The following is a 25,640-nucleotide window of genomic DNA, read 5'->3' on the forward strand; positions in this document are numbered from 1 at the left end:
GATCGGGTTTTCACAAGAACTCATTGTCTTTTTGCATCTTGTAAAAAGGTCAGGGTTGTATATTCGTAAGAATAGGCAAGACAAAATAGATATTTCTGCGTGCGGAAATACATGAAGAAGTTATGATTATGGCTAAAAAACCTTTATACAAATCACTTTATTTTCAAGTGATTGTCGCTATTATTGCCGGCGTGCTCATCGGTCATTTTTTTCCAAGTGGAACACAACTCGTTAATGGTGTTGAAAAACATGTACCCGGTCTGGGAGAACAATTAAAACCTTTGGGTGATGGATTTATTCGTCTCATCAAAATGATTATCGCACCTGTTATTTTCTGTACTGTCGTGAGTGGTATCGCAGGTATGGAAAGTATGAAATCGGTGGGTAAAACCGGTGGTATTGCATTACTTTATTTTGAAATTGTTTCGACTATTGCCTTATTAATTGGCCTGCTGGTCATTAATATTGCTAAACCCGGTGTAGGCATGAATATTGACCCTGCCTCTTTAGATATTTCGGGTATTTCTAAATATGTGGAATCAGGGCAGTCTCAGTCTACTCTTGATTTCTTCATGAATATTATTCCAAATACTGTGGTGGGGGCTTTTGCGGAAGGCGAAATTCTTCAGGTATTGTTGTTTGCAATTTTATTTGGTTTTGCTTTACATAAATTAGGCGAGTCAGGCAAACCTGTACTGAAATTTATTGATCAAGTATCACATGTATTCTTTAATATTGTGAACATGATTATGAAACTTGCGCCAATCGGTGCATTTGGTGCCATGGCCTTTACGATTGGTAAATATGGTATTGGTAGCCTTGCACAATTGGCTCAGTTGATTATCTGTTTCTATATTACCTGTTTACTGTTTATCTTCATTATTTTAGGATCTATTAGCCGTTTCTGCGGTTTTAGTATCTTAAAAATGATTCGTATGATTCGTGAAGAGCTGCTGATTGTATTGGGCACATCTTCTTCAGAATCGGTTTTACCCCGCATGCTGAAAAAGCTTGAAATTGCGGGTTGTGAAAAGTCAGTCGTCGGTTTAGTCATTCCAACAGGTTATTCATTTAACTTGGATGGGACGTCTATTTACTTAACCATGGCCGCTATTTTTATTGCACAAGCGACCAATACACAACTCGATGTTTCACATCAGGTGACATTGCTGATTGTGCTTTTGATTTCCTCGAAAGGTGCAGCGGGTGTAACGGGTTCAGGTTTCATTGTGATGGCTGCAACATTATCTGCAGTTGGACATATTCCAGTAGCAGGTTTAGCGTTGATTCTAGGTATTGACCGTTTTATGTCAGAAGCACGTGCATTGACTAATCTTGTAGGTAACTCTTTAGCGACGATTGTTGTAGCAAAATGGGTCGGACAATTAGACACAGAAAAGCTTCATCATGCTTTAAATAACCCTGAATATATAGATGCCAAAATGCTGGAAGAAACCAATTCAGCACATCATTAAAATATCATTTAAAAAATAGGAAGCTGCGGCTTCCTTTTTTATTGGCTAAAAAATCACGCATGATGAGGCAAATGGAACATGACAGATCACTTTAAAATGAATAGGATGAGCAGAAGAAAATAAACAATAACCCGATACAAGGATGCTATATGTTGGCTTATGATGCTGATTTAGAACTATTTCGTGATAATTTCAAACGTTTTATGAGTGAGCATGTCGCTCCCCATTATGAACAATGGGAACATGAAGGCATTATGCCGCGTTCTATTTGGAATTTATTGGGTGAGAATGGTTACTTGTGTATCGATGTGCCAGAAGAGTATGGCGGTTATGGCGTTCCTACGCATTATTCGTTGATGTTGGTTGAAGAGTCTGCGCGTGCGGGGTTTTGTGCTTTATCAACGGGAATTTCATGCCATTCTGAAATTGCAGCACCTTATATTTTGCACATTGGTACAGAATCACAAAAACAATACTGGTTGCCTAAAATGGTGTCTGGTGAAGTTGTTGGTGCAATTGGGATGACAGAACCTGGTGCAGGTTCAGATTTACAGGCGATGCGAACCAATGCCATTTTAAATGCTGATCATTACCTGCTCAACGGTTCAAAAACATTTATTTCAAATGGTCAGCATGCCGATTTGGTTATTTTAGCAGTAAAAACTGATCCTCAAGCACGCGCAAAAGGCGTATCTTTAATGTTGTTAGATACCCATTTAGACGGTTTTAAAAAGGGAACCAATCTCAATAAAATTGGTTTACATTCACAAGATACTTCAGAGTTATTTTTCGATAATATTAAAGTGCCCAAAGATCAACTCTTAGGGCAAGCAGGACAAGGTTTTGCTTACTTAATGCAGGAACTTCCACGTGAACGTACTGCGATTGCTTCAACGGCAATCGGGGCAATTCGTGGTTCTATTGATGTAACCGTTGCCTACGTTAAAGAGCGCCAAGCATTTGGTCAAGCGATTGGTCAATTCCAAAATACCCGTTTTGTTCTTGCTCAAGCAAAAATAGATGAGTTAGCCACCGCTGCTTTTTATAATCAAAATGTCGAACTGTATATGCAAGGCAAATTGGATGTAGAAACTGCAGCTGCCTTAAAAAGTTTTGCAACCGATATGCAAATGAAGATTGCCGATAATTTATTGCAACTTTTTGGTGGCTACGGATATATGTCTGAATACCCAATTTCACGTTTCTTTGTCGATGCGCGTATTCAACGTATTTATGGCGGAACCAATGAAATTATGAAAGAAATTGTCGCACGTAGCTTATTGGGCCGTTAATTACTGCGTTAAAAAGAGTTGAAGGACTCTTTTTAACGCCCTAAAACCAGCAAACTTTCTTGAATAAATGCGGGTAAATCCTCGGGTGAGCGAGAAGAAATATATAAATTATTATCGTTCACTACGCCAGCATCACGGTAAACAGTACCCGCATGAATAAGATCGGGTGCAATCCTTTGAATGGTCGCTATTAAGGGACTATTGACTACTTCAGTATTAATTAGAAGTGAAGAGCGATCACAAATTCAAAATTACAAGTGACTAAATTAGCGATTTTTTTTGACATTATTATTCTCCGAGTGCTTTATTGAGAATTTTATAATATTGATTAAAAAAACAACATAATGATTAATTTCAATATTTTGATAATTTTTGAGACTTCATTATCATTTGATTGCCCTGCAAAAAAATCAGGAATAAAATCAAACACTCATTTCTCATTGTACAATCTAAAATATAAAAAATCTGATTAAACTCAAGACCAATTCAACTTAATGCCTGATCTGAGTTTTAAAATGATTATTCAAGAAGGCTGATTAGATCGATAAATGATGCAGACATATATGTTGAAATGAGTTCTAGATTGAAATGAAACTTCAAATTATTCACCAAACAAAAATTAAAATGATGGTGATTTTAAATGCCTTAAAATTGATGAATAAATCAACTGTATGTTTTTAAGACTGAATCAAGCAAAGTTTGATTGCGTAACATTTAAAAGCTAACTATTGTTATACTGTTTGCATAAACCGTTTTTGTAACAGGGCGATATAACAATGATCAACGATGATCAAAACACGATGACTTCTCTAGACCTTCCTAAAATCCGTGAAGATATTGACTCTGTCGATCAGCAGATTCAACAACTGATCAATCGCCGTGCAAAATTGGCGGAGGCTGTTGCAAAAGCAAAATTTGCATCAGAAGAAAATCCAATGTTTTATCGTCCAGAGCGGGAAGCACAAGTTTTACGTAATGTCATGGAACGGAATGAAGGCCCTTTATCTGATGTCACTATGGCGCGTTTATTTCGTGAAATTATGTCTGCTTGTTTAGCGCTTGAAGCACCTCAAAGTATTGCATTTTTAGGGCCAGTTGGCACTTATACTCATTCAGCAGTATTGAAACATTTCGGTCAAGATGCCATTGTGCGTCCGTTGCCTACCATTGATGAAGTGTTCCGTGAAGTGGAAGCGGGTAGTGCACATTATGGGTTAGTGCCTGTTGAAAACTCATCTGAGGGTATTGTTAATCATACTTTAGACTGTTTTAAAGCCTCACCTTTAAATGTAATTGGTGAAGTAGAGCTGCGCATTCATCATCAGTTTTTAGTTTCATCGAATACGCAAAAAAATAGTATTAAACAAATTTATGCCCACCAACAAACATTGGCGCAATGTCGTGGCTGGCTTGATGCGCATTATCCTGGGGTCGAACGCGTTGCATTAAATTCAAATGCAGAGGCGGCACGTCGTATTCGTAATGAATGGCATTCGGCTGCGATTGCATCGGATGTCGCTGCAAATATTTACGAGTTAGAAATTCTACAGAGCAACATTGAAGATAATCCAGAAAACACCACGCGTTTCTTGGTCATTGGACGTGAAAAAGTGCCGCAAAGTGGCAATGATAAAACGTCTTTACTTATTTCTGCACACGATCGTGCAGGAGCATTGCTTGAGATTCTTGCGCCTTTTGCAAGACACAATATTAGTCTTACCAGCATTGAAACACGTCCAGCCTTACCTGAAAAATGGGCGTATGTCTTCTTTGTGGACTTAGAAGGGCATGTTGAACAGGACAATGTTAAGGCAGCGATTGAAGAAATTCGTCCTTTGGTCAAAGAAGTTCGAGTTTTGGGTTCTTATCCAATCGCGGTATTGTAATCAGGGTTTATGAAATAGTCATGTCACAACCTCTATTTAAAAAAGTTGCATTTATTGGGCTCGGATTGATTGGTTCAAGCTTGGCTCGAGTAATCATTGCTGAAAAATTAGCAGATCAAATTGTGGCATCGACACGTTCGCAAAAAACATTAGATGATGCTAAAGCACTCGGATTGATTAAAGAAGGTTATAGCAACCCTATAGATGCTGTACAAGGTGCAGACCTTGTGGTTTTAGCTTTGCCTGTGCGTGCGACACAGAAAATTTTGGAAACCATCAAACCGTATTTATCAGATCAGACCATTATCACTGATGTAGGTAGTACCAAAGGTAATGTAGTTGAAGCAGCCAAAGCTGTCTATGGTGAAAACTTGCCGGCAGGTTTTGTTCCAGGTCATCCGATTGCAGGGGCAGAACATACCGGTGTGCATGCAGGTAAGGTTGATCTATTTGTTCATCATAAAGTGATTTTAACACCACTTCCAAGCAGTGGTGACTGGGCTGTAAATAAATTAATTCAATTGTGGCAAGCTGCGAAAGCAGATGTAATTTGCATGGATGTTGATAAACACGATGAAGTGTTGGCACATACCAGTCATCTTCCGCATTTGATGGCATTTAACTTGGTTGAACAATTGGCTAGCCGAGAAGATAATTTTGATATTTTTCGTTATGCTGCGGGCGGATTTCGAGACTTTTCCCGAATTGCCGCCAGTGATCCGCATATGTGGCATGACATTTTTTTTGCCAATAAAAAAGCAATTTTGAAGGCGGTAGACGGCTTTGAAAAACAGCTCGCAACGTTACGTCAATTAATTGAAGATGAAAACTCACAGGCTTTAATGGGGGTGTTGGGACATGCGCAAGCCGCACGACAACATTTCAATCATATGCTTGCCAATAAACCTTTGATGGAGAAAAATAAAGTGACACAACAATTTACTATTTTACCCGGTGCGAAAACTTTCCAAGGTAAATTTACGGTACCCGGTGATAAATCAGTGTCACATCGCTCCATCATGTTTGGCGCAATTGCAGAAGGTACAACGCGTGTTACCGGTTTCTTGGAGGGTGAAGATGCTTTGGCGACTTTGCAGGCTTTTCGAGATATGGGTGTCAGTATCGAGGGGCCTAAAAATGGTGAAGTCACCATTCATGGGGTGGGCATGCACGGTTTAAAAGCCCCTGCTAGTGCTTTGTATATGGGGAACTCTGGAACCTCCATGCGTTTACTTTCAGGTATGTTGTCTGCACAAAAGTTTGATTCGGTGATGACGGGTGATGCATCGTTGTCTAAACGCCCAATGGAAAGAATTGCTCAACCTTTGCGTGCAATGGGTGCGCAAATTCAAACCACGGGCGAACGTGGTACACCACCTGTGTCTATGATGGGTGGTCAAAATCTACAAGGCATTCATTATGATTTGCCTATGGCTTCTGCACAGGTGAAATCAGGTATTTTATTGGCAGGTCTATGGGCAAAGGGTGAAACTTCAATTACTGAGCCTGAACCTACGCGTGACCACTCTGAACGTATGCTACGTGCTTTTGGTTATGATGTAAAAACTGAAGGAAATCGTATTTCATTACAAGGCGGTGGAAAGCTGATTGGGACTGACATTCAGGTTCCATCAGATATTTCTTCAGCGGCTTTCTTTATGGTCGGTGCTGCAATTACTGAAGGTTCAGATATTACCTTAGAAGCTGTTGGTATTAATCCAACACGTACAGGTGTAATTGAAATTTTGAAACAAATGGGTGCAGACTTAACTGTAGAAAACGAACGGATTGCAGGCGGTGAACCGATTGCAGATATTCGCATTAAAGGCACACGTACTTTAAAGGGTATTCATATGCCTGAAGATCAAGTTCCTTTGGCGATCGATGAATTTCCTGCACTTTTTATTGCAGCAGCATGTGCTGAGGGTCAAACCATTTTAACAGGAGCTGCGGAGCTTCGAGTCAAAGAGTCTGATCGAATTCAAGTGATGGCAGATGGTTTAAAAACGATGGGAATTGACTGCACACCGACGGATGATGGCATTGTTATTGAAGGTCAGGGCAAAGCGGGTGACTGGTCTGCAATTTTCACTGGTGGTGAAATTGAATCACATCATGATCATCGTATTGCCATGAGTTTTAGTATGGCGGGTTTACGTACTTCAGGTGCAATTAAAATTGTAGGAACAGAAACGGTTGCAACCAGTTTCCCAACCTTTACTGAACTGACCAATCAAGCAGGGCTTACTATTCAAGTGAGTGAATAATTGGTCTGATATTTGTTATTTGTTTGAAAACAACCAAGCTTTTGCTTGGTTGTTTTGTTTTTATTGCTTATTCTAAAACCATACAATAAAAATGAACTTGGATCAGGAAATGAGAAAACTACAATTTACCGCACATTGTGAAAAGCATAATCTGGCTTCAGCACAGTCCAATGATTGTGATACGACTCAAGCTTATGTAGCGGATCTTTTGGCACAGCAACTTGAACAATATGGCTTTAAGACTCAAAATATCTGCACAGATTCAAAGCAATTGTCGGTAAGTGTGGAAAATCATCCATTACCTTTATCTGTCACTTGTCGAAAAAAGCCTGAAAATGGCCTATTGATGTGTGAAATTTCTTCACATCCTGAAGAGGAGCAGGATTGGTTTTCAAGGATTGAAATACAAAGCGTGATTAAACAACTGGCGCAAGCGGTCGAAAATACGTTAAAGCAAGACGAATCTTTTGCTGAGTTTGAGTGGAAAGGCTAATTGAATAGATAAAAAAATGCTGAATTGGTTTTTCACAATTCAGCATTTTTTAGGACAGAACAAGTTTAATATTTTGATGGGTCAACGCGCTTATAACTGGATGTGCTATAAGACTTATTCCACACGTAACCAAGTTTGGCTACGTCCCACAGCAGAAACGCCTAAATAACCTCTCAAAAATAGTTTTTTCCCATTTGGACTAATTTTACCTTTTAGGCTATACAGCTTGCCTGAAACGGGATCAATGATTTTGCCATGAGTATATTAATATTATTTTCAGTCTTTAAACCTGTAATCACTTGCATACCAATAATAGGCTTATCTGTGTAGGGTGCAGGGCAGTTGGTGCAGAACTCTTTTGGTGTATAACCTAGACGAGGAGTTGCTTTCAGTGCAGTTCCAGCATAAGTCCCATTGGCTTGCTTTTCAATTTTCACCAGACCTTTGGGTTCTCCAGTTTTATCATCGATATAACGCCAAGTCCCTATAATGTCCTGAGCACAGACTGATGTGGTGGCTATAGTGACTAAAATTGCCCCGAGAATTGTTTTCATAAAATCCCTGAATATTTTAAAAATTATTTAAATGAATAGCTCTCACGAGCTAAGATTTTGATTGTATAATTTATTATTTGAATAATGATATGCAGAATATATCAAGTTCAAGAGTAGATTATTGCATAAACTACCATTAGTAGAATTAAACTCTTACTTACTTTTTAAACAGGCATTTGATGGGGATAATACTCATTGAGTTTAGCGCTCAAAAGAAAGCTTAAAATTATTTTGGGAAGACAATAAATATAACGGACGACTAATGAAGCTGCTTGAAATGGCGTATTAAGCGTTTGAATAGAAAAAGAGATACGTCTAGATTAAAAATAAAAATTTCAAGAAAGAAAGGGACTAATGTTAGATAGCCATTTCTTTCTTGAACTTAGTAATGCGTTAAATCCGCAGGAAACGTGTAATCGCAATACGTAACTGTTTTAAGTAACCTGTAAAGAAATGATTCGCACCAGGTAAAACAGTAATCAGATGGCGTTGTGGTTTTGCCCAAACAATCAGGTCAGATAATAAAGTCACTTCATCACCTTCACCATGAATGAACAAAATATCACCTTTAATTTCAGGGGTGACATAGTGACGTAAACCAGCAACAGTTGCAGTGGGCAAACCACATAAAATGACTTGTACTGGCTTAATTTCATCTGGCAGGGCGTGGTAGCTTTTTGCCATAACATGAGCGCCAAAGCTGAAACCACCGACATAAAAAGGCAGACCAATATGCTTAGAACGAACTTGTTTAATGACTTCTAGAGTATCGTCAGTTTCACCAAAACCTTCATCATGAAGACCTTCACTTTGGCCAGAACCACGAAAACTGGGGCGATACACAATACAACCACGCTCCATAAACATTTGTGCCAAAAGTGTAGGAACTTTATGTTGGGGCGTACCGCCTTGTAATGGATGAGGATGAGATACAACCGCGAATCCTTTCACTTCACCCTGTGGATAATCTACAAATACTTCAATTTTTCCAGCAGGTCCTTGAATGAAAATTTGCTCGGACATATGACAACCGACTAATAACAGGAGAATAGGCTATTTTACCGATAATGTTCAGTAAAAACACAAATTGGAAATAAAATAACGCTGCTGTTATAGTCTGTTTAATTATTTTTTGATCAGGTTGTCCATGCTCGCCTTAATTTCTCCTGCAAAAACGTTAGATTATGAATCTGCTTTACCCATGGATCTTTTTACATTACCAAGATTGTTGGAACATTCACAAGAACTTATAGACATAAGTCGTAAGTTATCTGTCTCAGATTTATCCAGTTTAATGCACATTAGTGAAAAAATTGCCAAACTGAATGTCGAACGCTTCAATGATTGGCAATCAGAGCTCAATTTTTCAAATGCACGTCAGGCAATCTTTGCTTTTAAAGGGGATGTGTATACTGGTCTAGATGCCTATCATCTTAAAGATACGGATATTGAGTTTGCTCAACAACATTTGCGTATGCTGTCTGGATTATATGGTTTATTGCGTCCACTCGATTTAATGATGCCTTATCGTTTAGAGATGGGAATCAAATTAAAAAATGCCCGTGGGCATAACCTATATGAGTTTTGGGGTAGTCATATCACAGATTTAATTCATCAAGATTTGGAAGAAACCAATTCTAATCTGTTGTTAAATCTTGCTTCGGATGAATATTATAAAGCTGTGATCTCAACTCATTTGAAGGCTGAGATTATTAAGCCTGTATTTTTGGATCAAAAAAATGGTCAATACAAAGTCATTAGTTTCTATGCTAAAAAAGCACGTGGCCTGATGGCACGCTATATGATTGAAAATAAAATTGAGAAGGTTGATGAATTGAAATCATTTGATATTGATGGTTATTCTTTTGATGCGGCCAGTTCCTTAAAAGGCGAACTGGTGTTTAAACGCAATGAGCGAATAGCCTAAGCAATATTATCAAAAAGGCAGAGTCCAATGCAGACAGATCTTCAACAGTTTAAGCAATATTGGAGTCTGCTGGCTATCGCTCATCAATGGTCCGATGGCTTAAGTTTAAAGGTCTATCAGCGGCTTGAGGCGGCTTATACAGAGCCGCATCGGTACTATCATAGCGTACAGCATATTGTAGAATGTCTGACTCTATTTCATCAGATCAAAGCTCAGTTGAATGATCCTCTTGCCGTGGAAATTGCAATCTGGTTTCATGATGTGGTTTACCAACCACAAGCTTGTCATAATGAAAAGCAGAGTGCACAACTCATGAGTGATTATTGTGCCGATATTTTGACTTCAAGTCAGCTCAAAAAAGTGTTTCGCTGGATTGAAGCAACGGAGCAACATCTACCTACATTTGAAACGGATTTACAATATTTACTGGATATTGATTTGGCTATTTTGGCTAGTTCTGTTGAGCGTTTTGAACAATATCAACATCAAATCTGGCAAGAGTATCAATGGGTTGAACCAGATATTTATAGAAAAAAACGTCAGCAAGTACTGACTTCTTTCTATCAGCAACAACCCTTATATCATACTTGCTTTTTACATGAAAAATTAGAACAACAAGCCAAATTAAATCTCGTGAATGCTTTAACGAAAAAGGCTTAAAGTCCTTGCTTAAAGTCCCTTAAATGCTTCTAGTGCACGCAGTCGGCTTTGTTTTAAATCGACCATGGGTTTGGGATAATTGAGCTTGAGATCAGGATTTCGTGCATAGGGATCATGAATACTCTTTGCATCTAAATGTGCCAATTCAGGTAACCAAGTGCGGATATAATCACCTTGTGGATCAAATTTTTGTGACTGACTCACTGGATTGAAAATACGAAAATAGGGCACTGAATCCGTACCTGTGGAGGCGCACCATTGCCAGCCACCATTATTTGCGGCCAAATCTCCATCAATTAAATGTTGCATAAACCATTGTTCGCCTAGCCTCCAGTCTATTAAAAGATTTTTAGACAGAAACATCGCTACAATCATGCGAACACGATTATGCATCCAGCCAGTCGAAAGCATCTGGCGTATGCCTGCGTCTACAATAGGAATACCCGTTTGACCCATTTGCCAAGCGTTTAAAGCTGTTGAATCTTCAATCCAAGCAAGCTTTAAAGTATTTTCTTTGAAGGGTAAGTGTTTAGAAACTTGAGGAAAGTCAAATAAAATATGTTGATAGAACTCACGCCACAAAAGTTCATCCAGCCAAATTTGTTGACCCTCATGATCAATGTGAAAATGACCTTGTTGTTCACAAAATAATGCTTGGATACATTGGCGAATAGACAATATCCCGATATTTAAATAAGTTGAGAGTTGACTGGTGCCATCTAAATTGGGGAAGTCGCGCAGAGTTTGATAGGTACACATTTTATTTTTTATAAAATCATCGAGCAATTTTACTGCGTGCTGTTCAGTCACAAACCATAATTCTGCACTTGAACAAAAAGAGGCACGGCCCATCAACGCTTCAAAACTTGGAACAGTTTGAGAGAAATTTTCTATTTGATAGGATAAATTTTGTTTTTCAGGTTTTGGATAGCATGTGGGTAAGCTGATACTTAAGCGCTCGTAGCAGTTTTTTTTGAATGCGCCAAATACTTTATAAGGGAGATCAGATTTATTGCGAATTGTGGCAAGCGGGAATAAAGTCCGATCATGATAAAGCTCAACTGAAATATTTTTTTTCTCAAGTAAATATTGCAAGTCAAAATCACGTTTAAGTTCATTAACCCCTAATTCAATATTGGCATGTACTGTTTGAACTTTTAGTTCTGCACACACTTGAGCAATTGCTTCTGGAATATTTTTCCATAGAGGAACTTTTAATACAATCAGAGCAATATTAAGCTGTTCTAAATCCACTTTTAATACGTTTAACTGGCGTAGATAAAAATCAATTTTAATATCGGCATCATCATGTAATGCCCATTGTTCAGGAGATAAAATGACAAGCGCAGCTGTTTGGCCTTGTTGTGTTGCGTGCCAAAGCGCAACGTGGTCATTTAGACGTAAATCTTGTCTGAACCAAAGTAGTTGCATCTATTTTACCTTAAGTCGGTAGTCTAAAATAAAAGAATTATAAACAAGAAAATTCAAAAAAGAGGAAACAAATTTTAATCTAAACTTAAAAGTCTAAAACAGAATTTGATATCAGTATTTTTATTTCAATATTGACTGAATTGGCAATAAATTGAGTAACTAAAATATACTTTTGATTATATTCTTCTAAAAAATTTGTTATGATGAGTAAAGTTTTTTTAGAACATTATTATTATGAAAAAGCTCTTGATTCCCATTTTAGTCATGGCTGTCATTCTTCTCGGGTATTTTATTTTCCAAGAATCAAAAACAAAAAATGAAGAAGTAAATCGCATCATCCATGAAATTTCTGCTTTAAATGTACAGATTCATTCACTCAATTTTAGATATTTCATGATTTAGTCATACGCTCACTGAGCGTCTAGGTGCTCTTTTTAATTCGCTTAAAATAACGTTGAAAAGTCTGGCATTCTAGGATTTTTGATCAAATAAAAAACTATATCTTATTGAATCTTATTTAAAAATAAATTTTAGAAACAATCAAAAATCATTGTGTTATAATTTGTTCGAATCAAAAATGAATCATTTTATTCATTCACCAAATATTTGATTTCTGAGCTCAGTAAGCTGCATAAAAATTATGCGGCTTTTTTGTTTAAAGTTTTTCCATTTAATGTATTTGAGCTGTTTTAAAATGGTTGAATTTTTTATAGAAATACTAATATATCAATTGCTTAGATAGTTATAAAAGGAATGATTGATTTTTCTAGTCACTCATTCCTTTTGTCGCATGCTGACGGCATAAAGTTTACTTTAAAGGGTGAAGTTCATGATGGCTCCTAATCCATCTTCAGAGAATCTGCTTGAGCGCTTATTTAAGTTAAGCGAAAACAAAACTAATTTTCGTACCGAAGTTCTTGCTGGTGTAACCACTTTTTTAACCATGTGTTACATCATTATTGTCAATCCTATGATTTTATCCGAAACGGGAATGGATCATGGTGCAGTTTTTGTCGCAACGTGTCTTGCAGCTGCGATTGGTTGCTTAGTGATGGGGTTGATTGCCAATTATCCAATTGCCCTTGCACCAGGCATGGGTTTGAATGCTTACTTTACTTATTCAGTTTGTATGGGAATGGGCGTTCCTTGGCAGACTGCTTTAGCCGCAGTATTTGTATCGGGTTTGGTTTTCATCGCGATCAGCATGTTTAAAATTCGTGAAGCGATTGTAAATGCTATTCCTATGTCATTAAAGTTGGCCATTGGAGGCGGAATCGGTCTTTTTCTTGCTTTGGTTGCATTAAAAAATGCCGGTATTATTGTCGATAATCCTGCGACTTTGGTGGGTTTAGGTGATTTAAAACAACCCTCAGTGTTACTTGCATTGCTCGGATTTTTAATGGTTGTAGTAATGCATCAGTTTAAGGTTCGTGGTGCGATTATTATCAGTATTCTGGTCATTACCGCAATTTCTACCGCATTGGGTTATAACCAGTTTCAAGGCGTGGTGGGAGAAATTCCATCTATTGCACCTACATTCTTGCAAATGGATTTTGAAGGTCTATTTACTGCAAGTTTGATTGGTGTCATTTTTGTCTTTTTCTTGGTCGATTTGTTCGATTCTACAGGCACATTAGTGGGTGTCTCTCATCGTGCAGGTCTATTAAAAGATGGTAAATTACCACGTTTAAAGAAAGCATTATTTGCTGATTCTACTGCTATTGTAGCGGGTGCAGCATTGGGAACGTCCTCTACAACGCCCTATATTGAATCATCTGCAGGTGTAGCTGCAGGTGGGCGAACCGGTTTAACCGCAGTTGTTGTTGGGATAATGTTCTTGCTTTGTCTTTTTCTTGCACCTCTTGCACAATCTGTACCTAGTTTTGCCACTGCACCTGCCTTGTTATTTGTTGGTGTGTTGATGATTCAGGGAATTGTGCATATCGAGTGGGATGAAATTACGGAAGCTGTCCCTGCATTTTTAACCATTGTATTTATGCCATTTACCTATTCAATTGCTGATGGTATTGCAATGGGTTTTATCAGTTATGCATTAATTAAATTATTTACAGGTAAAGCAAAAACTGTGCCTTATATGGTGTGGATTATCGCTGTGTTATGGACACTAAAATTTGCCTTATTTGGCGGTTAATTTTCTAAATTTACAGTAGGGTGTAAACTCAAGTTTGCACCCTTTTTTATTTATTAAGGATCAGGTATGAATCAAATTGAGCTCATTCGTGTTTTGCCAAAAGCAGAATTGCATGTACATATTGAAGGGACATTTGAGCCAGAGCTGATGTTTGCGATTGCACAGCGTAATCAAATAGAGATTCCTTATCAATCCGTCGAGGAAGTCAGACAGGCCTATAACTTTCATAATCTTCAATCTTTCCTCGATATTTATTATGCAGGTGCTGCTGTTTTGGTGGTTGAACAAGATTTTTATGATTTGGCTTGGGCTTATTTTGAAAAATGTGCTGAAGATAAGGTGATGCACACAGAAATGTTCTTTGACCCACAAACGCATACAGATCGTGGTGTTGCATTTGCAACCGTTATCAGCGGTTTGCAACGTGCTTGTGATGATGCACAAACAAAACTAGGGATTAGTTCACATTTAATTATGTGTTTTCTGCGTCATTTAAGTGAAGAAGCAGCATTTGAAACCTTAGAACAAGCTTTACGCTTTAAAGACCAAATTATCGCTGTTGGTTTAGATTCAAGTGAAGTGGGACATCCGCCTGCCAAATTTGAACGAGTATTTGCAAAAGCACGAGAACAAGGTTTTTTGGTGGTCGCACATGCAGGTGAAGAAGGGCCAGCAGAATATGTGTGGGAGGCTTTAGATGTTTTGAAAGTCAACCGTATTGATCATGGGGTGCGTTCTGAAGAAGATCCTAAGCTGATGCAGCGTTTAATTCGTGAGAAAATGCCTTTAACAGTATGCCCGTTAAGCAATTTGAAACTGTGTGTGGTTGATGATATGGCGCAGCACAATATTCGCCGTTTATTGCAACAGGGCGTACATGTAACTGTAAATTCAGATGATCCATCATATTTTGGTGGTTATATGAATGATAATTTCATAGCAATTGCGGAAGCTTTAGATTTGTCTCATGAAGAAATAAAGCAATTGGCCAAAAATTCGTTTGAAGCTTCTTTTATTACTGATCATGAAAAACAGAAGTGGTTAAAACAGATTGACGCTTTAATCTAATCAAGCGTATCTAATTGAATTTTTATTCAGTCTATCTGTTTAAATAGGTGGGCTGAATAAGCACTTTAATGTTCTGCATCCATGAGGTTTTGACATGAAAAATTTTTTATTTTGGATATTCATGACTGGCTTGTTGGTACTTTTAGTGTGGTTGTTGATCACCGATTCAAAATATTCATTAACACAAAAAATACTAAAACCTGCAGTCGAGCAAAGCTGTAAAACTGAATTAAATCAATCGAAAATTTGGCAGTCCACTGCATTTTTTGTCGGTAAAACACGTCAAACAGAATTACAAAATCAAATTTGTACATGTGTTGGTCATCACGCACTCAAAGATATTCCAAGTAAAGATTTACTTAATGCCTTAGTCAATCAATCAGCCAAAAAAAAGCTCACGAAACAAGTGGTTTTCAACAGTCTATCAGGCTGTACACAAGAGGTATTAGCTCTATCTTTTAAATAAAAAGTCGCCTCAGTCCGTGCATCTACCTAGGCGACATTTTATTCAAATTTTTTAAAAGATTATTTCTGACGTGTCATGCTTTTTAAAACATTGTCTTTATCAATAAAATGATGTTTTAGCGCAGCAGCAAGATGTCCAATCACGAGAAAACCTGCAAACCAAGATAAGTAAATATGTACAGGTTTAACAATGGCGAGTAGTTCTGGATTATCTTGAACCAAGCGTGGAATTTCAAATAAATATAAAACAGGTGCAGGATGTCCTGCGCTCCAGCTAAATAAACAACCTGTAATTGGTAGAGCAAGTAACATTAAATACAGTGCTAAATGTCCAAGATGTGCCAGAACTTTCATTGTGGCTGACATGCTGTCTGGAAGTTGAGGGGCAGGATGTGTATAACGCCAGAACAACCGAATCACCACTAAAAATATAATGGTGGTTGCAATATTTTTATGCAAACTAATCACTTGTCCTTTAAAGCTACCATCGACGTCATAGCTTAAAAAATTGCCGCTATAAAATCCAATCAGCCAAGCTGCAATAAAAATGATGGCCATGATCCAATGCAGCATTTGTGCAGTACGCGTATAATAGGGTGAAGAATTCTTCATGTTTTTCCAACACATTATTTTTTAGTTTAAATATGCTAATCAAATTCAATCTTTAAAAAAATCTTAAATATAGAACGAAGCGTATAATTTTTGAAACACTCTGAATGGTATGCTTTTTACTCAAATCAATTTAAGAACTGAAATTATAACGAAATATACATTTCTTATCACAAAAAGATTCGTCAGAATACGCCCAACATCTTGTAGATCTTTGGATTAAATTGTGAAAAAAATAATTGCTTTATTTATACCTTTAACTTTGGCTTTAACAGCATGTGTGTCAACAGGCACAGCGACCAATACAACAGGAACAACAGGTTCTCAATCAGCAACTCAGCAATTGGGCACTGCAGCGCTTAAAATTGCGATTAATACCAAATGTACTACTGAGTTAAACAACACACCTGCATGGCAAACTGCAACTCGACTTATGACGGATACACAAAAACAAAATATTCAGAGTGAAATCTGTGGCTGTGTGAGTGAAAAAGCACCTCAAAGTGTAACTGCTGTAGATTTAGCGACTGCTGCAATTGATCCCGCAGCGCGTAATACAATTGTTTCAAATGCAGTCACTAAAACCATTAATGCATGTGTGGCTGAAGCAGTACAATAAATTCTTTAGAACGAGAGTAAATAGGCTGACTGGTTCAGCCTTTTTTTTAATAGGTAGGTTAAGTTGTGAAAATTGCGGGTGTGGATGAGGCAGGGCGTGGTCCTTTAGTCGGTTCAGTAGTGGCTGCTGCAGTAATTTTGGATCCTGATAATCCAATACAGGGATTAAATGACTCTAAAAAGCTTTCCGAAAAAAAGCGAGAATCATTATTTGTAGAGATACAGGAAAAAGCACTGGCTTGGGCAATTGCTGAAGCAAGTCATGCCGAAATCGATGAGATGAATATTCTTCAAGCTTCATTGCTGGCCATGCGTCGAGCTGTAGAAGGCTTAAATATTTCGCCTGAACATGTTTTGGTAGATGGCAATAAAATTCCGCAAGGACTTGCGATGAGCTGTGATGCAGTTATAGGGGGAGATTCAATTCATGCGGAAATTTCTGCTGCCAGTATTTTGGCAAAAGTCACGCGTGATCGTGAAATGGTAATACTTGATCAGCAATATCCACAATTTGGATTTGCTAAACACAAGGGCTACCCGACCAAGGCACACTTTGAAGCGATTGCTGTGCATGGCGTAATTGAGCAGCACCGTCGCAGTTATGCACCTGTTAAGAAAGTTTTGGCTTTACTTGAACAAAATTAAATTTTAGAAAATTTAAAGCGGCTTATGAAAGCCGCTTTAGAGAATGCTAGTTTTAATGTTTAACGATTAAAACTATTTTCAGTATTTGGGGTGAAACTCTCTTCTTCAAAAGAGGGCTGGTAATCTTGATCGAGATTTTGAAGATGTTCATGCATAGCGCGTTCGTGTTGAATACGTTGATAAATTTCTTCACGATGAACAGACACTTCTTTTGGAGCATTTACACCAATTCGAACCTGATTTCCTTTAACACCAAGTACAGTTACACTGACTTGATCCCCAATCATTAACGTTTCTCCGACGCGTCGAGTCAGAATCAGCATGTTTATCTCCTTGCAAAATGCTAAACCTGCAATTGATCTAAAATTAACGAAACACAACCTTAAAATAAGTATCAAAGAAAATTTTAACTAGGCCATGTAAAAAACATCGCATTAGATACTATCTTGTTAAAATTTTCTTAAAATCTTAGGGCTAATATAACAGAGCCACTATAAAAAAAACTAGAGTGGCCCTGATTTTTTGTATCGTTTTTAAAAATTGTCTAACAATGACGATTTTTGACAGTATAGGTTATGCGCGGACGCTAGATTCACCATGTTCACGGTCTAAACCAAATGCAGTATGTAAGGTGCGAACGGCAAGTTCTAAATAGTTTTCTTCAATAATTACAGAAATTTTAATTTCTGAAGTCGAAATCATTAAAATGTTAATGCCTTCTTCAGCTAGCGCTGTGAACATTTTACTTGCAACACCCGCATGCGAGCGCATGCCAACACCGACAATTGATACTTTTACAATATCTGAGCGGGTAGCAACTTCACGTGCACCGATTTTTTGTGCTGTATCTTCTAGAATAGCTGTGGCTTTTTTCAATTCACCGCGGTTAACTGTGAAAGTGAAATCAGTTGTACCATCTTCTTCAACGTTTTGGATAATCATATCCACTTCAACGTTAGCATCGCCAATTGGACATAAGATTTTAGCTGCAATACCTGGTTCATCAGGCACACCTAGAATCGTTAATTTTGCTTCGTCACGGTTAAATGCGATACCAGAGATAATTGGCTGTTCCATGTTGTCTTCCAATTCAGTAGTAATAAGAGTGCCGACGTTTTGTTTAAAGTCTTCGTCAAATGCACCATCGTCGTCATTATCAAAACTTGATAATACACGTAAAGGCACTTGGTATTTACCAGCAAATTCAACTGAACGAATTTGAAGAACTTTAGAACCCAAAGAGGCCATTTCAAGCATTTCTTCAAAAGAAATACGATCCACTTTTTTTGCTTTTGGTGCAACACGTGGGTCGGTGGTATACACCCCATCCACATCTGTATAAATTTGGCATTCATCTGCTTTTAGTGCAGCAGCAAGGGCAACACCAGACGTATCTGAACCACCACGACCTAAAGTGGTGGTATTGCCATTTTCATCGAAACCTTGGAAACCTGCAACGACAATGACACGGCCTGCATTTAGATGCTCAGTCATGACATCGGTATCAATCGCTTCGATGCGTGCTTTAGTATAAGCACTATCTGTTTTAATACCGACTTGGCGACCAGTCAGTGATTTAGCTTCAACCCCAATAGAGTTTAATGCCATCGCTAACATGGAAATCGTAACCTGTTCGCCTGTAGAGACCATTTGATCAAGTTCACGCGGATCAGGAGTTTCGGTAATGGCTTTGGCTAAAGCAAGTAGGCGATTGGTTTCACCACTCATTGCCGATACAACCACAACAATCTTGTGACCGTGATCATGCCAACGCTTTACACGACGAGCAACATTTAAAATGCGCTCTGGAGTACCCATAGAGGTACCACCATATTTTTGAACGATTAATGCCATAGTTGTTCCATAAAAGCCATGATGCTGAATTACCTCTTCAGCATCAGTTACACAAAAAGTGAAGTTTTATTTTGCAGCAAGCCAAGCATTTAAATCTGCCATCACTGTTGCAAACTTCTCGTTCAGTGGCGCGCCACCTTGTGCCAAATCAGGTTTACCACCACCTTTACCACCTAATTCCGTGGCTAGATGTTTGATAATGTCACCTGCTTTAATAGTGTTAGTAAAATCTTTTGCTACCGAGGCAATAAGACTTACTTTATCACCCTCTACACCTGCAAGCACAATCACTGCATGTTCTAATTTAGATTTAATCCCATCATGCAAGTGACGAAGCGCTTTCGCGTCCATATTTTGCACAGTGGTAATTAATGTAGAACGACCAGCAATAGTTTCAACTTGGTTTAAAAGTTCCGATGCTTGGAAGTTAGCCAGTTTTTGATTCAGTTGTTCAATTTGTTTCTGCAATTGATACGCTGTTTCAACAGTTGCTTCAACTTTTTCAACAGTTTGATGATTTTGTGCTTTTAAGAGGCCATTGATGGATTGAATATCGGCATCTGCTTTTTGAATGACTTCAACTGCTTTAGTGCCTGTCACAGCTTCAATACGACGAATGCCTGCTGCAACACCACCCTCAGAGGTAATTTTGAATAACCCAATGTCACCCGTGCGCTTGACATGAATACCACCACACAGTTCAATCGAGAAATTTTTCTCCTTAATCACTGAACCCATAGAAAGCACGCGGACATGATCACCATATTTTTCACCGAACAACATCATTGCACCTTTTGCTTTGGCAGATTCGATGTCTAAAAGTTCAGTTGAGACTAAGGTATTGGCAATCACTTCACGGTTAACAAGGCGTTCAACTTGTTGAAGTTGTTCAAAGGTTACAGGTTGATCATTGGCGAAATCAAAACGTAAAATGTCACTCGCAACCAATGAACCTTTTTGCTGAACATGTGCACCTAAAACTTGACGAAGTGCTGCATGTAAAAGGTGAGTTGCAGAGTGATTACGCGCAGTCGCTGCACGAATATCTGCTTTTACAATCGCTTCAACAATTTGAGCGGCTTTTAAGCTACCCATCGTGACAATACCTTGATGGACGAATGCACCACCTGATTTTTTGGTATCTTGAACTTCAAAGATACCCGTATCGTTTTTGAATAAACCTGTATCGCCAATTTGGCCGCCACTTTCTGCATAGAAAGGGGTTTGATTTAAAACGATAAGTGCTTCATCACCTTCATGAACTTCATCAACTTGCTCGCCATCTTTGTAGAGTGCAATAATTTGCCCTTGACCTTGAGTCAGGTCATAGCCATCAAACTGAGTTTCACCTTCAACATTGACAATGCTGTTGTAATCGATAGCAAATTTACCTGCATCACGTGCACGTTGACGTTGCGCAGCCATCTCTTTTTCAAAGCCTGCTTCGTCAATGGTTAAATCACGTTCACGTGCAATATCTGCGGTTAAGTCTGCAGGAAAACCATAAGTGTCGTAAAGTTTGAATACCGTCTCACCTGGGATTACATTACCTTTTAAATGAGCCAATTCGCCTTCAAGCAATTTCAAACCTTGCTCAAGTGTTTTGGCAAATTGTTCTTCTTCTTTAAGTAATTGCGCTTCGATACGCGCTCGATGAATTGCCAGCTCAGGGTAAGCCTCACCCATAACTTCAATAAGTGGTTGTAGCATTTTGTAAAAGAATGAACCTGTAGCGCCCAATTTATTGCCATGACGGACAGCACGGCGAATAATGCGACGTAATACATAACCACGACCTTCATTAGAAGGATTTACACCGTCTGCAATTAAGAAGCTGCAAGAACGTGCATGGTCAGCCACAACTTTCAGTGAGGCAGGGTAATCAACTAATTTGTTATTTGCCGCAGCGTCTGCTTCAATTTTTGAGGTATCTAAACCAATAATTTCGGCTGCATTTTTGAGTAAATGTTGGAACAGGTCAATTTCATAGTTAGAATTAACATGTTGTAAAACAGCTGAAATACGCTCTAAGCCCATACCTGTATCGACGGAAGGAGCAGGTAAAGCATGCAATACACCATCAGCAGTGCGGTTGAATTGCATGAAGACGTTGTTCCAAATTTCAATGAAACGGTCGCCATCTTCTTCAGGTGTACCTGGTAAGCCACCCCAAATATGATCCCCATGATCGAAGAAAATTTCAGAACAAGGACCACAAGGACCTGTGTCGCCCATCGCCCAGAAATTGTCTGAAGCATATTGGCCACCTTTATTATCGCCAATACGGATAATACGGCTGGCATCTAGGCCAACTTCTTTGTTCCAAATTTCAAATGCTTCATCATCGGTGTGGTAGACAGTGGCATAAAGTTTGTCTTTAGGCAGAGCCAACCATTCTTCACCCGTCAGAAAATCCCATGCAAATTTGATTGCATCACGTTTGAAATAATCGCCAAACGAGAAATTACCCAGCATTTCAAAAAATGTATGATGACGTGCGGTATAGCCAACATTGTCTAAGTCATTGTGTTTACCACCAGCACGAACACATTTTTGTGACGATGTTGCGCGAACATAATCACGTTTTTCCAAACCAAGAAAACAGTCTTTAAACTGGTTCATCCCAGCATTGGTAAACAATAAGGTCGGGTCATTGGCGGGTACAAGTGAACTCGACGCGACACGTGTATGCCCTTGCGATTCAAAGTAACGCAAAAATGCTTCACGAATTTCAGCTGATGTCATAAAACGAGTACTCACAACCAAGTCACTCCATATATTTCGTATTGGCGAATAGTGTGCCAAGCATTTTCATGAAAATGAACTGCTTTGACGCACTGTGCTTAAAAATTTAAAACGCCAAATTATAACGGAAAAAGCCGTATGCACCAATCACTTTAAGTTGAATTAATGATAATTCTATTGAATTGATGTCATGCATTTTTTATTAAAATCGTAGCTTTAGCCTTAAAATAATACAGGTCTTCAGCGGTATTTTGAGATAAAGATAGTGTAGGCATTTTAAGCAAATATTTTAAAGATAAGCAAAAGTAAAGTGAGCTGTAAAATAGGTTTTATGAGGGATTATTCTATTTGATAAGCACAATTGCTAAAAAGAGTAGGGAGAATACGCTGAAATCTATTAACATATACAGGTGTTTACATTTACCCCAAAGTTAAGGATATCTGATGCAACGAGTAGCCATTAATGGTTTCGGGCGAATTGGCCGTAATGTTTTACGTGCTTGGTTTGAAAATCCTAAAGATTTTCATTTTGATATCGTAGCGATCAATGATGTGGCAGATGTGGAAACCTTAATCCATCTCTTTAAATATGATAGTACTCATGGACGTTTTAAAGGAAAAGTTGAAGTCTCAATAGAAGATGAACAGATTTATTTGAATATTTCAGCGGGTGTAGCACACTTAAAAGTACAGGTTTTTTGCCAAGCACAACCGGAACGATTGCCTTGGAATACTTTAAATATTGATGTGGTCCTTGAGTGCACAGGATTATTTCGTTCACGAGAGGCTGCCACTCAACATATTCATGCAGGCTCGAAACGCGTGATTATTGGTGCTGCACCGTTCGATAGTGTTGATGCAGCGATTGTATATGGCGTCAATCACCATGAAGTCAAAAGCACAGATCAAATTATTTCTAGTGTATCGTGTACTACACAGGCTTTGGTTCCATTGGTCAAAATCATTGATGATGCGTTTGGAATTGATACTGCTTTAATGACCGAAATACATGCGGTGACAGCAGATCAATCGGTGCTCGATCATGCACACCGTGATTTACGTCGTGCAAGAGCTTCGGGTCAAAATATTATTCCTACTACATCTTCAGCTTTGGGTGCACTTAAACAAGTCATGCCCAAAATGGAAAACCGCATTGATGGTTATTCAATTCGCGTTCCGACCATCAATGTCGCTGCTATTGATTTAACGTTCATTTCGTTGTCACCGATTACAGTACATAAAATGAATGAAGTTTTAATTAAAGCGGCACAATTTGATTATGCTGAAATTATGGAGGTGACCGATGAACCTTTAGTTTCATCGGACTTTAATCATTCACCTTATTCTTTAATTGTCGATTTGAGTCAAACATTAGTGGTTGGTCATCAAGCTAAAGTTTTTGCTTGGTATGACAATGAATGGGGCTATGCCAATCGCTTACTTGATTTGTGTGAATCATTCACTTAAAAGCTGAGTTTATTTGTTTATACAAGCTTGCCTGTAATTACTCCTTTGTTTTTTTGGTTTATTAGATGAATTGAAGGGGCGAATTATTATTTGATAAAAAATAAAGAGGAAGCGTTAAATTTTAAGATTAAATTGGATATGATGAGTGAGAAATAATAAAACACAATAAGAGTAAAAAAGATGCTAATCATGATTTGGGGCTTTATTCTGCTACTGGCGATAGCTGTTATATTTTTAATTTGGATGGAAATTAAAACTCAAAATAATGCCATCAATGACCATAAAGTGAATCATCAACTGAAAGAAAAAGTGGCTCATTTAGAAAATAATCTAAAAAAATCTTTAGAAATCATGCAAGATTTGGCTAAGAAAATGCATATCCAACAAGAAGTGCTTGATAAAACTACAGCTAAATTAAGTCAGGTCGAACTCCAAAATGCAGAATTAACGCATTTGTTGGCAAAAGTGGTCACCTCTATCCGTAAAGAGTAGAATAAGCGAACACTTCTGGTTCGATCAGGTGTTTCAAAAATCCTTACGCTCTGCAAGTGAATAGTGATAAGTAATCGAAAACTTGACATACAGCGCATATCCTTTAGTTATAGTCAGTTCATCGCAAGACATCACGTTCCAAATACTTTTGTTAATCGCTTGTTTTGTATTATTTTTAATCATACTAGATGTTTTAATAAAATCGAGTCATCTACTCTAATTGAATAATCAGGATTAACCGTCTTTTTATGAAAAAGTCAGGTGCATCGCTATAATTATCGTGCTAAAATATGAGAAATCGGGTGTGTTCCCGATTTTTTTATGCGGATAACTTCCGCGCTGACAGAATTTAGGTTTACAACATGCCCATTTCAGAGACATGGTTATTACCTGATGGTGTAGCTGATGTATTACCCGAACAGGCGCAAGTGATTGAAACTTTGCGTCGTGACGCACTCGATTTCCTCGCCTCTCGAGGTTATCAATTGGTGTATACGCCATTTATTGAATACATCGAATCTCTATCTTCTCTTTCAGAATCGAATCAAGATTTAGACTTAGCCACTTTTAAAGTTATCGATCAAATATCAGGTCGTTTACTTGGTGTGCGCGCAGATATGACACCGCAAGTGGCTCGTATTGATGCGCATGTGAACCCAGTAGAAGGTGTGGCACGTTATTGCTATGCTGGAACTGTTTTACATACTAAACCTCAAGGTTTTAATACTACACGTGCACCTTTACAGTTAGGTGCAGAATTATTTGGTTCAGACAGTATTGATGCTGATGTTGAACTGATTGATGTCATGATTAATTTGCTTGAACAAGCAGGATTAGCAGACGGCATTCATTTAGATTTAGGGCATGTTGGTCTGTTCCGTAGTATGGTTAAACAAGCAGGTTTAAGCAAAGAAATCGAAGGTTTGCTTTCAGACCTGTATCAGCGCAAAGCCTTGCCTGAACTTGCAGAATTTACACAATCATTAAAATTTGGTGCAGATTTTTACACTTTGGGTCGTTATGCGAGTGATTTAGACGCATTGCAAACGCATTTAAGTGCTGAAATTTTTGCTGATGTTGCATTTAAGCAAACGTTTGCTGCATTAAAAACCACCCAAAATCAAATTCAGAACCGTTGGCCCAATCTACATATTGGGATCGATGTGGTAGAGCTGCGCTCATATCACTATCACACGGGTTTAATGTATGCCGTTTATGCACCAAACCGTGCTGCACCGCTTGCACAAGGTGGTCGCTATGATGGTATTGGTCAGCATTTTGGACGTGCGCGTCCTGCAACAGGTTTTAGTTGTGATCTTTATGCCTTAAGTGCAGGCCAATTTACAGATTTAAATGTAGTGGTCGCACCAAAAGGTGTAGATACAGATTTGCTTAAAGCCATTTCTAATGCGCGTACCCAAGGTTTTAGTGTAATCCAATTACTCGGTAATGACAGTCTAAGTTCAATCCCACATGCCACCCATGAATTGGTGAATGTGGCGGGTGAGTGGAAGGTCGAAAAGATTTAATGATTTGAGTT

23 protein-coding genes and 1 pseudogene are annotated in these 25,640 nt (G+C 38.3%); 16 read left to right on the forward strand and 8 right to left on the reverse strand.

Features of this window, described 5'->3' with window-relative positions:
* Positions 1-128: 128 nt before the first annotated feature.
* Together GA0116959_RS09990 and GA0116959_RS09995 are read left to right on the forward strand one after the other, a co-directional pair.
* The gene (locus GA0116959_RS09990) at positions 129-1,475 is read left to right on the forward strand and encodes a dicarboxylate/amino acid:cation symporter (protein ID WP_092720658.1); all 1,347 of its coding nucleotides are present in this window, start codon (positions 129-131) and stop codon (positions 1,473-1,475) included.
* A gap of 149 nt (positions 1,476-1,624) precedes the next feature.
* On the forward strand, positions 1,625-2,767 hold the full coding sequence (locus GA0116959_RS09995; RefSeq protein ID WP_092720581.1) for an acyl-CoA dehydrogenase family protein: 1,143 nt from the start codon (positions 1,625-1,627) through the stop codon (positions 2,765-2,767).
* Positions 2,768-2,799: 32 nt separating this feature from the next.
* Here GA0116959_RS09995 and GA0116959_RS14200 read toward each other — a convergent pair whose 3' ends face one another.
* On the reverse strand, positions 2,800-3,012 hold the full coding sequence (locus GA0116959_RS14200; RefSeq protein WP_141684229.1) for a DJ-1/PfpI family protein: 213 nt from the start codon (positions 3,010-3,012) through the stop codon (positions 2,800-2,802).
* Between the two features lie 531 nt (positions 3,013-3,543).
* Here GA0116959_RS14200 and pheA point away from each other — a divergent pair.
* From pheA to GA0116959_RS14275, 4 genes are all read left to right on the forward strand, one after another.
* Positions 3,544-4,653 carry a prephenate dehydratase gene (pheA, locus tag GA0116959_RS10005; RefSeq protein WP_053578208.1) on the forward strand — a complete coding sequence of 370 codons (1,110 nt, stop codon included), beginning with the start codon at positions 3,544-3,546 and terminating at the stop codon, positions 4,651-4,653.
* Positions 4,654-4,673: 20 nt separating this feature from the next.
* Entirely contained in the window at positions 4,674-6,920 is a 2,247-nt protein-coding gene (locus tag GA0116959_RS10010; RefSeq protein ID WP_092720582.1) for a bifunctional prephenate dehydrogenase/3-phosphoshikimate 1-carboxyvinyltransferase, read from the forward strand.
* Between the two features lie 109 nt (positions 6,921-7,029).
* Positions 7,030-7,413, forward strand: coding sequence for a hypothetical protein (locus GA0116959_RS10015; RefSeq protein ID WP_092720583.1), 384 nt, complete (start codon positions 7,030-7,032; stop codon positions 7,411-7,413).
* A gap of 16 nt (positions 7,414-7,429) precedes the next feature.
* A complete protein-coding gene (locus tag GA0116959_RS14275) occupies positions 7,430-7,582 on the forward strand; it encodes a hypothetical protein (protein WP_171256904.1) in 153 nt (50 codons plus the stop codon).
* Here the strand turns inward: GA0116959_RS14275 and GA0116959_RS10020 are convergent.
* A pseudogene (locus GA0116959_RS10020) lies at positions 7,528-7,967 on the reverse strand (DUF2147 domain-containing protein). The gene GA0116959_RS14275 and the pseudogene GA0116959_RS10020 sit on opposite strands and share 55 nt — an antisense overlap.
* Before the next feature lie 393 nt (positions 7,968-8,360).
* Positions 8,361-8,990 (reverse strand): alpha/beta hydrolase, encoded by a 630-nt coding sequence (locus GA0116959_RS10025; protein WP_092720584.1) that lies wholly within the window; start codon positions 8,988-8,990, stop codon positions 8,361-8,363.
* A 124-nt stretch (positions 8,991-9,114) separates the two neighbouring features.
* On the opposite strand from GA0116959_RS10025, the gene yaaA reads away from it, so the two are divergent.
* Together yaaA and GA0116959_RS10035 are read left to right on the forward strand one after the other, a co-directional pair.
* Positions 9,115-9,894 (forward strand): peroxide stress protein YaaA, encoded by a 780-nt coding sequence (gene yaaA / locus GA0116959_RS10030; RefSeq protein WP_092720585.1) that lies wholly within the window; start codon positions 9,115-9,117, stop codon positions 9,892-9,894.
* 27 nt (positions 9,895-9,921) lie between these two features.
* Positions 9,922-10,554, forward strand: coding sequence for an HD domain-containing protein (locus tag GA0116959_RS10035; RefSeq protein ID WP_092720586.1), 633 nt, complete (start codon positions 9,922-9,924; stop codon positions 10,552-10,554).
* A 9-nt stretch (positions 10,555-10,563) separates the two neighbouring features.
* Here GA0116959_RS10035 and GA0116959_RS10040 read toward each other — a convergent pair whose 3' ends face one another.
* A complete protein-coding gene (locus GA0116959_RS10040) occupies positions 10,564-11,985 on the reverse strand; it encodes a cryptochrome/photolyase family protein (RefSeq protein WP_092720587.1) in 1,422 nt (473 codons plus the stop codon).
* An 829-nt stretch (positions 11,986-12,814) separates the two neighbouring features.
* On the opposite strand from GA0116959_RS10040, the gene GA0116959_RS10045 reads away from it, so the two are divergent.
* The 3 genes from GA0116959_RS10045 to GA0116959_RS10055 all read left to right on the forward strand — a co-directional run bounded on the left by GA0116959_RS10045 (position 12,815) and on the right by GA0116959_RS10055 (position 15,671).
* Positions 12,815-14,137, forward strand: a complete 1,323-nt coding sequence (locus tag GA0116959_RS10045) for an NCS2 family permease (RefSeq protein ID WP_053578201.1) — start codon at positions 12,815-12,817, stop codon at positions 14,135-14,137.
* A gap of 66 nt (positions 14,138-14,203) precedes the next feature.
* Positions 14,204-15,205 carry an adenosine deaminase gene (locus tag GA0116959_RS10050; protein WP_092720588.1) on the forward strand — a complete coding sequence of 334 codons (1,002 nt, stop codon included), beginning with the start codon at positions 14,204-14,206 and terminating at the stop codon, positions 15,203-15,205.
* A 121-nt stretch (positions 15,206-15,326) separates the two neighbouring features.
* Positions 15,327-15,671, forward strand: a complete 345-nt coding sequence (locus tag GA0116959_RS10055) for a hypothetical protein (RefSeq protein ID WP_244878589.1) — start codon at positions 15,327-15,329, stop codon at positions 15,669-15,671.
* Between the two features lie 59 nt (positions 15,672-15,730).
* On the opposite strand, the gene GA0116959_RS10060 is transcribed toward GA0116959_RS10055, so the two are convergent.
* On the reverse strand, positions 15,731-16,282 hold the full coding sequence (locus GA0116959_RS10060) for a cytochrome b (protein ID WP_092720590.1): 552 nt from the start codon (positions 16,280-16,282) through the stop codon (positions 15,731-15,733).
* Positions 16,283-16,505: 223 nt separating this feature from the next.
* Between GA0116959_RS10060 and GA0116959_RS10065 the strand changes: the two genes are divergently transcribed.
* Both GA0116959_RS10065 and rnhB read left to right on the forward strand, forming a co-directional pair.
* Entirely contained in the window at positions 16,506-16,898 is a 393-nt protein-coding gene (locus GA0116959_RS10065; RefSeq protein WP_092720591.1) for a hypothetical protein, read from the forward strand.
* A gap of 65 nt (positions 16,899-16,963) precedes the next feature.
* A complete protein-coding gene (gene rnhB / locus GA0116959_RS10070) occupies positions 16,964-17,542 on the forward strand; it encodes a ribonuclease HII (protein WP_092720592.1) in 579 nt (192 codons plus the stop codon).
* A 59-nt stretch (positions 17,543-17,601) separates the two neighbouring features.
* Here rnhB and csrA read toward each other — a convergent pair whose 3' ends face one another.
* From csrA to alaS, 3 genes are all read right to left on the reverse strand, one after another.
* Positions 17,602-17,865 carry a carbon storage regulator CsrA gene (gene csrA, locus GA0116959_RS10075; RefSeq protein ID WP_053578195.1) on the reverse strand — a complete coding sequence of 88 codons (264 nt, stop codon included), beginning with the start codon at positions 17,863-17,865 and terminating at the stop codon, positions 17,602-17,604.
* A gap of 250 nt (positions 17,866-18,115) precedes the next feature.
* Positions 18,116-19,396: an aspartate kinase gene (locus GA0116959_RS10080; RefSeq protein ID WP_053578194.1), complete on the reverse strand. Its 1,281-nt coding sequence runs from the start codon at positions 19,394-19,396 to the stop codon at positions 18,116-18,118.
* A gap of 66 nt (positions 19,397-19,462) precedes the next feature.
* A complete protein-coding gene (alaS, locus tag GA0116959_RS10085; protein WP_171256905.1) occupies positions 19,463-22,156 on the reverse strand; it encodes an alanine--tRNA ligase in 2,694 nt (897 codons plus the stop codon).
* Positions 22,157-22,585: 429 nt separating this feature from the next.
* Between alaS and GA0116959_RS10090 the strand changes: the two genes are divergently transcribed.
* The 3 genes from GA0116959_RS10090 (at position 22,586) to GA0116959_RS10100 (ending at position 25,629) form a co-directional block, all read left to right on the forward strand.
* On the forward strand, positions 22,586-23,608 hold the full coding sequence (locus GA0116959_RS10090) for a type I glyceraldehyde-3-phosphate dehydrogenase (RefSeq protein WP_053578192.1): 1,023 nt from the start codon (positions 22,586-22,588) through the stop codon (positions 23,606-23,608).
* 180 nt (positions 23,609-23,788) lie between these two features.
* A complete protein-coding gene (locus GA0116959_RS10095) occupies positions 23,789-24,100 on the forward strand; it encodes a hypothetical protein (protein WP_092720594.1) in 312 nt (103 codons plus the stop codon).
* Between the two features lie 362 nt (positions 24,101-24,462).
* Positions 24,463-25,629 carry an ATP phosphoribosyltransferase regulatory subunit gene (locus tag GA0116959_RS10100; RefSeq protein WP_092720595.1) on the forward strand — a complete coding sequence of 389 codons (1,167 nt, stop codon included), beginning with the start codon at positions 24,463-24,465 and terminating at the stop codon, positions 25,627-25,629.
* Positions 25,630-25,640: the final 11 nt, after the last annotated feature.

The organism is Acinetobacter albensis (assembly GCF_900095025.1).
Taxonomy (GTDB): domain Bacteria; phylum Pseudomonadota; class Gammaproteobacteria; order Pseudomonadales; family Moraxellaceae; genus Acinetobacter; species Acinetobacter albensis.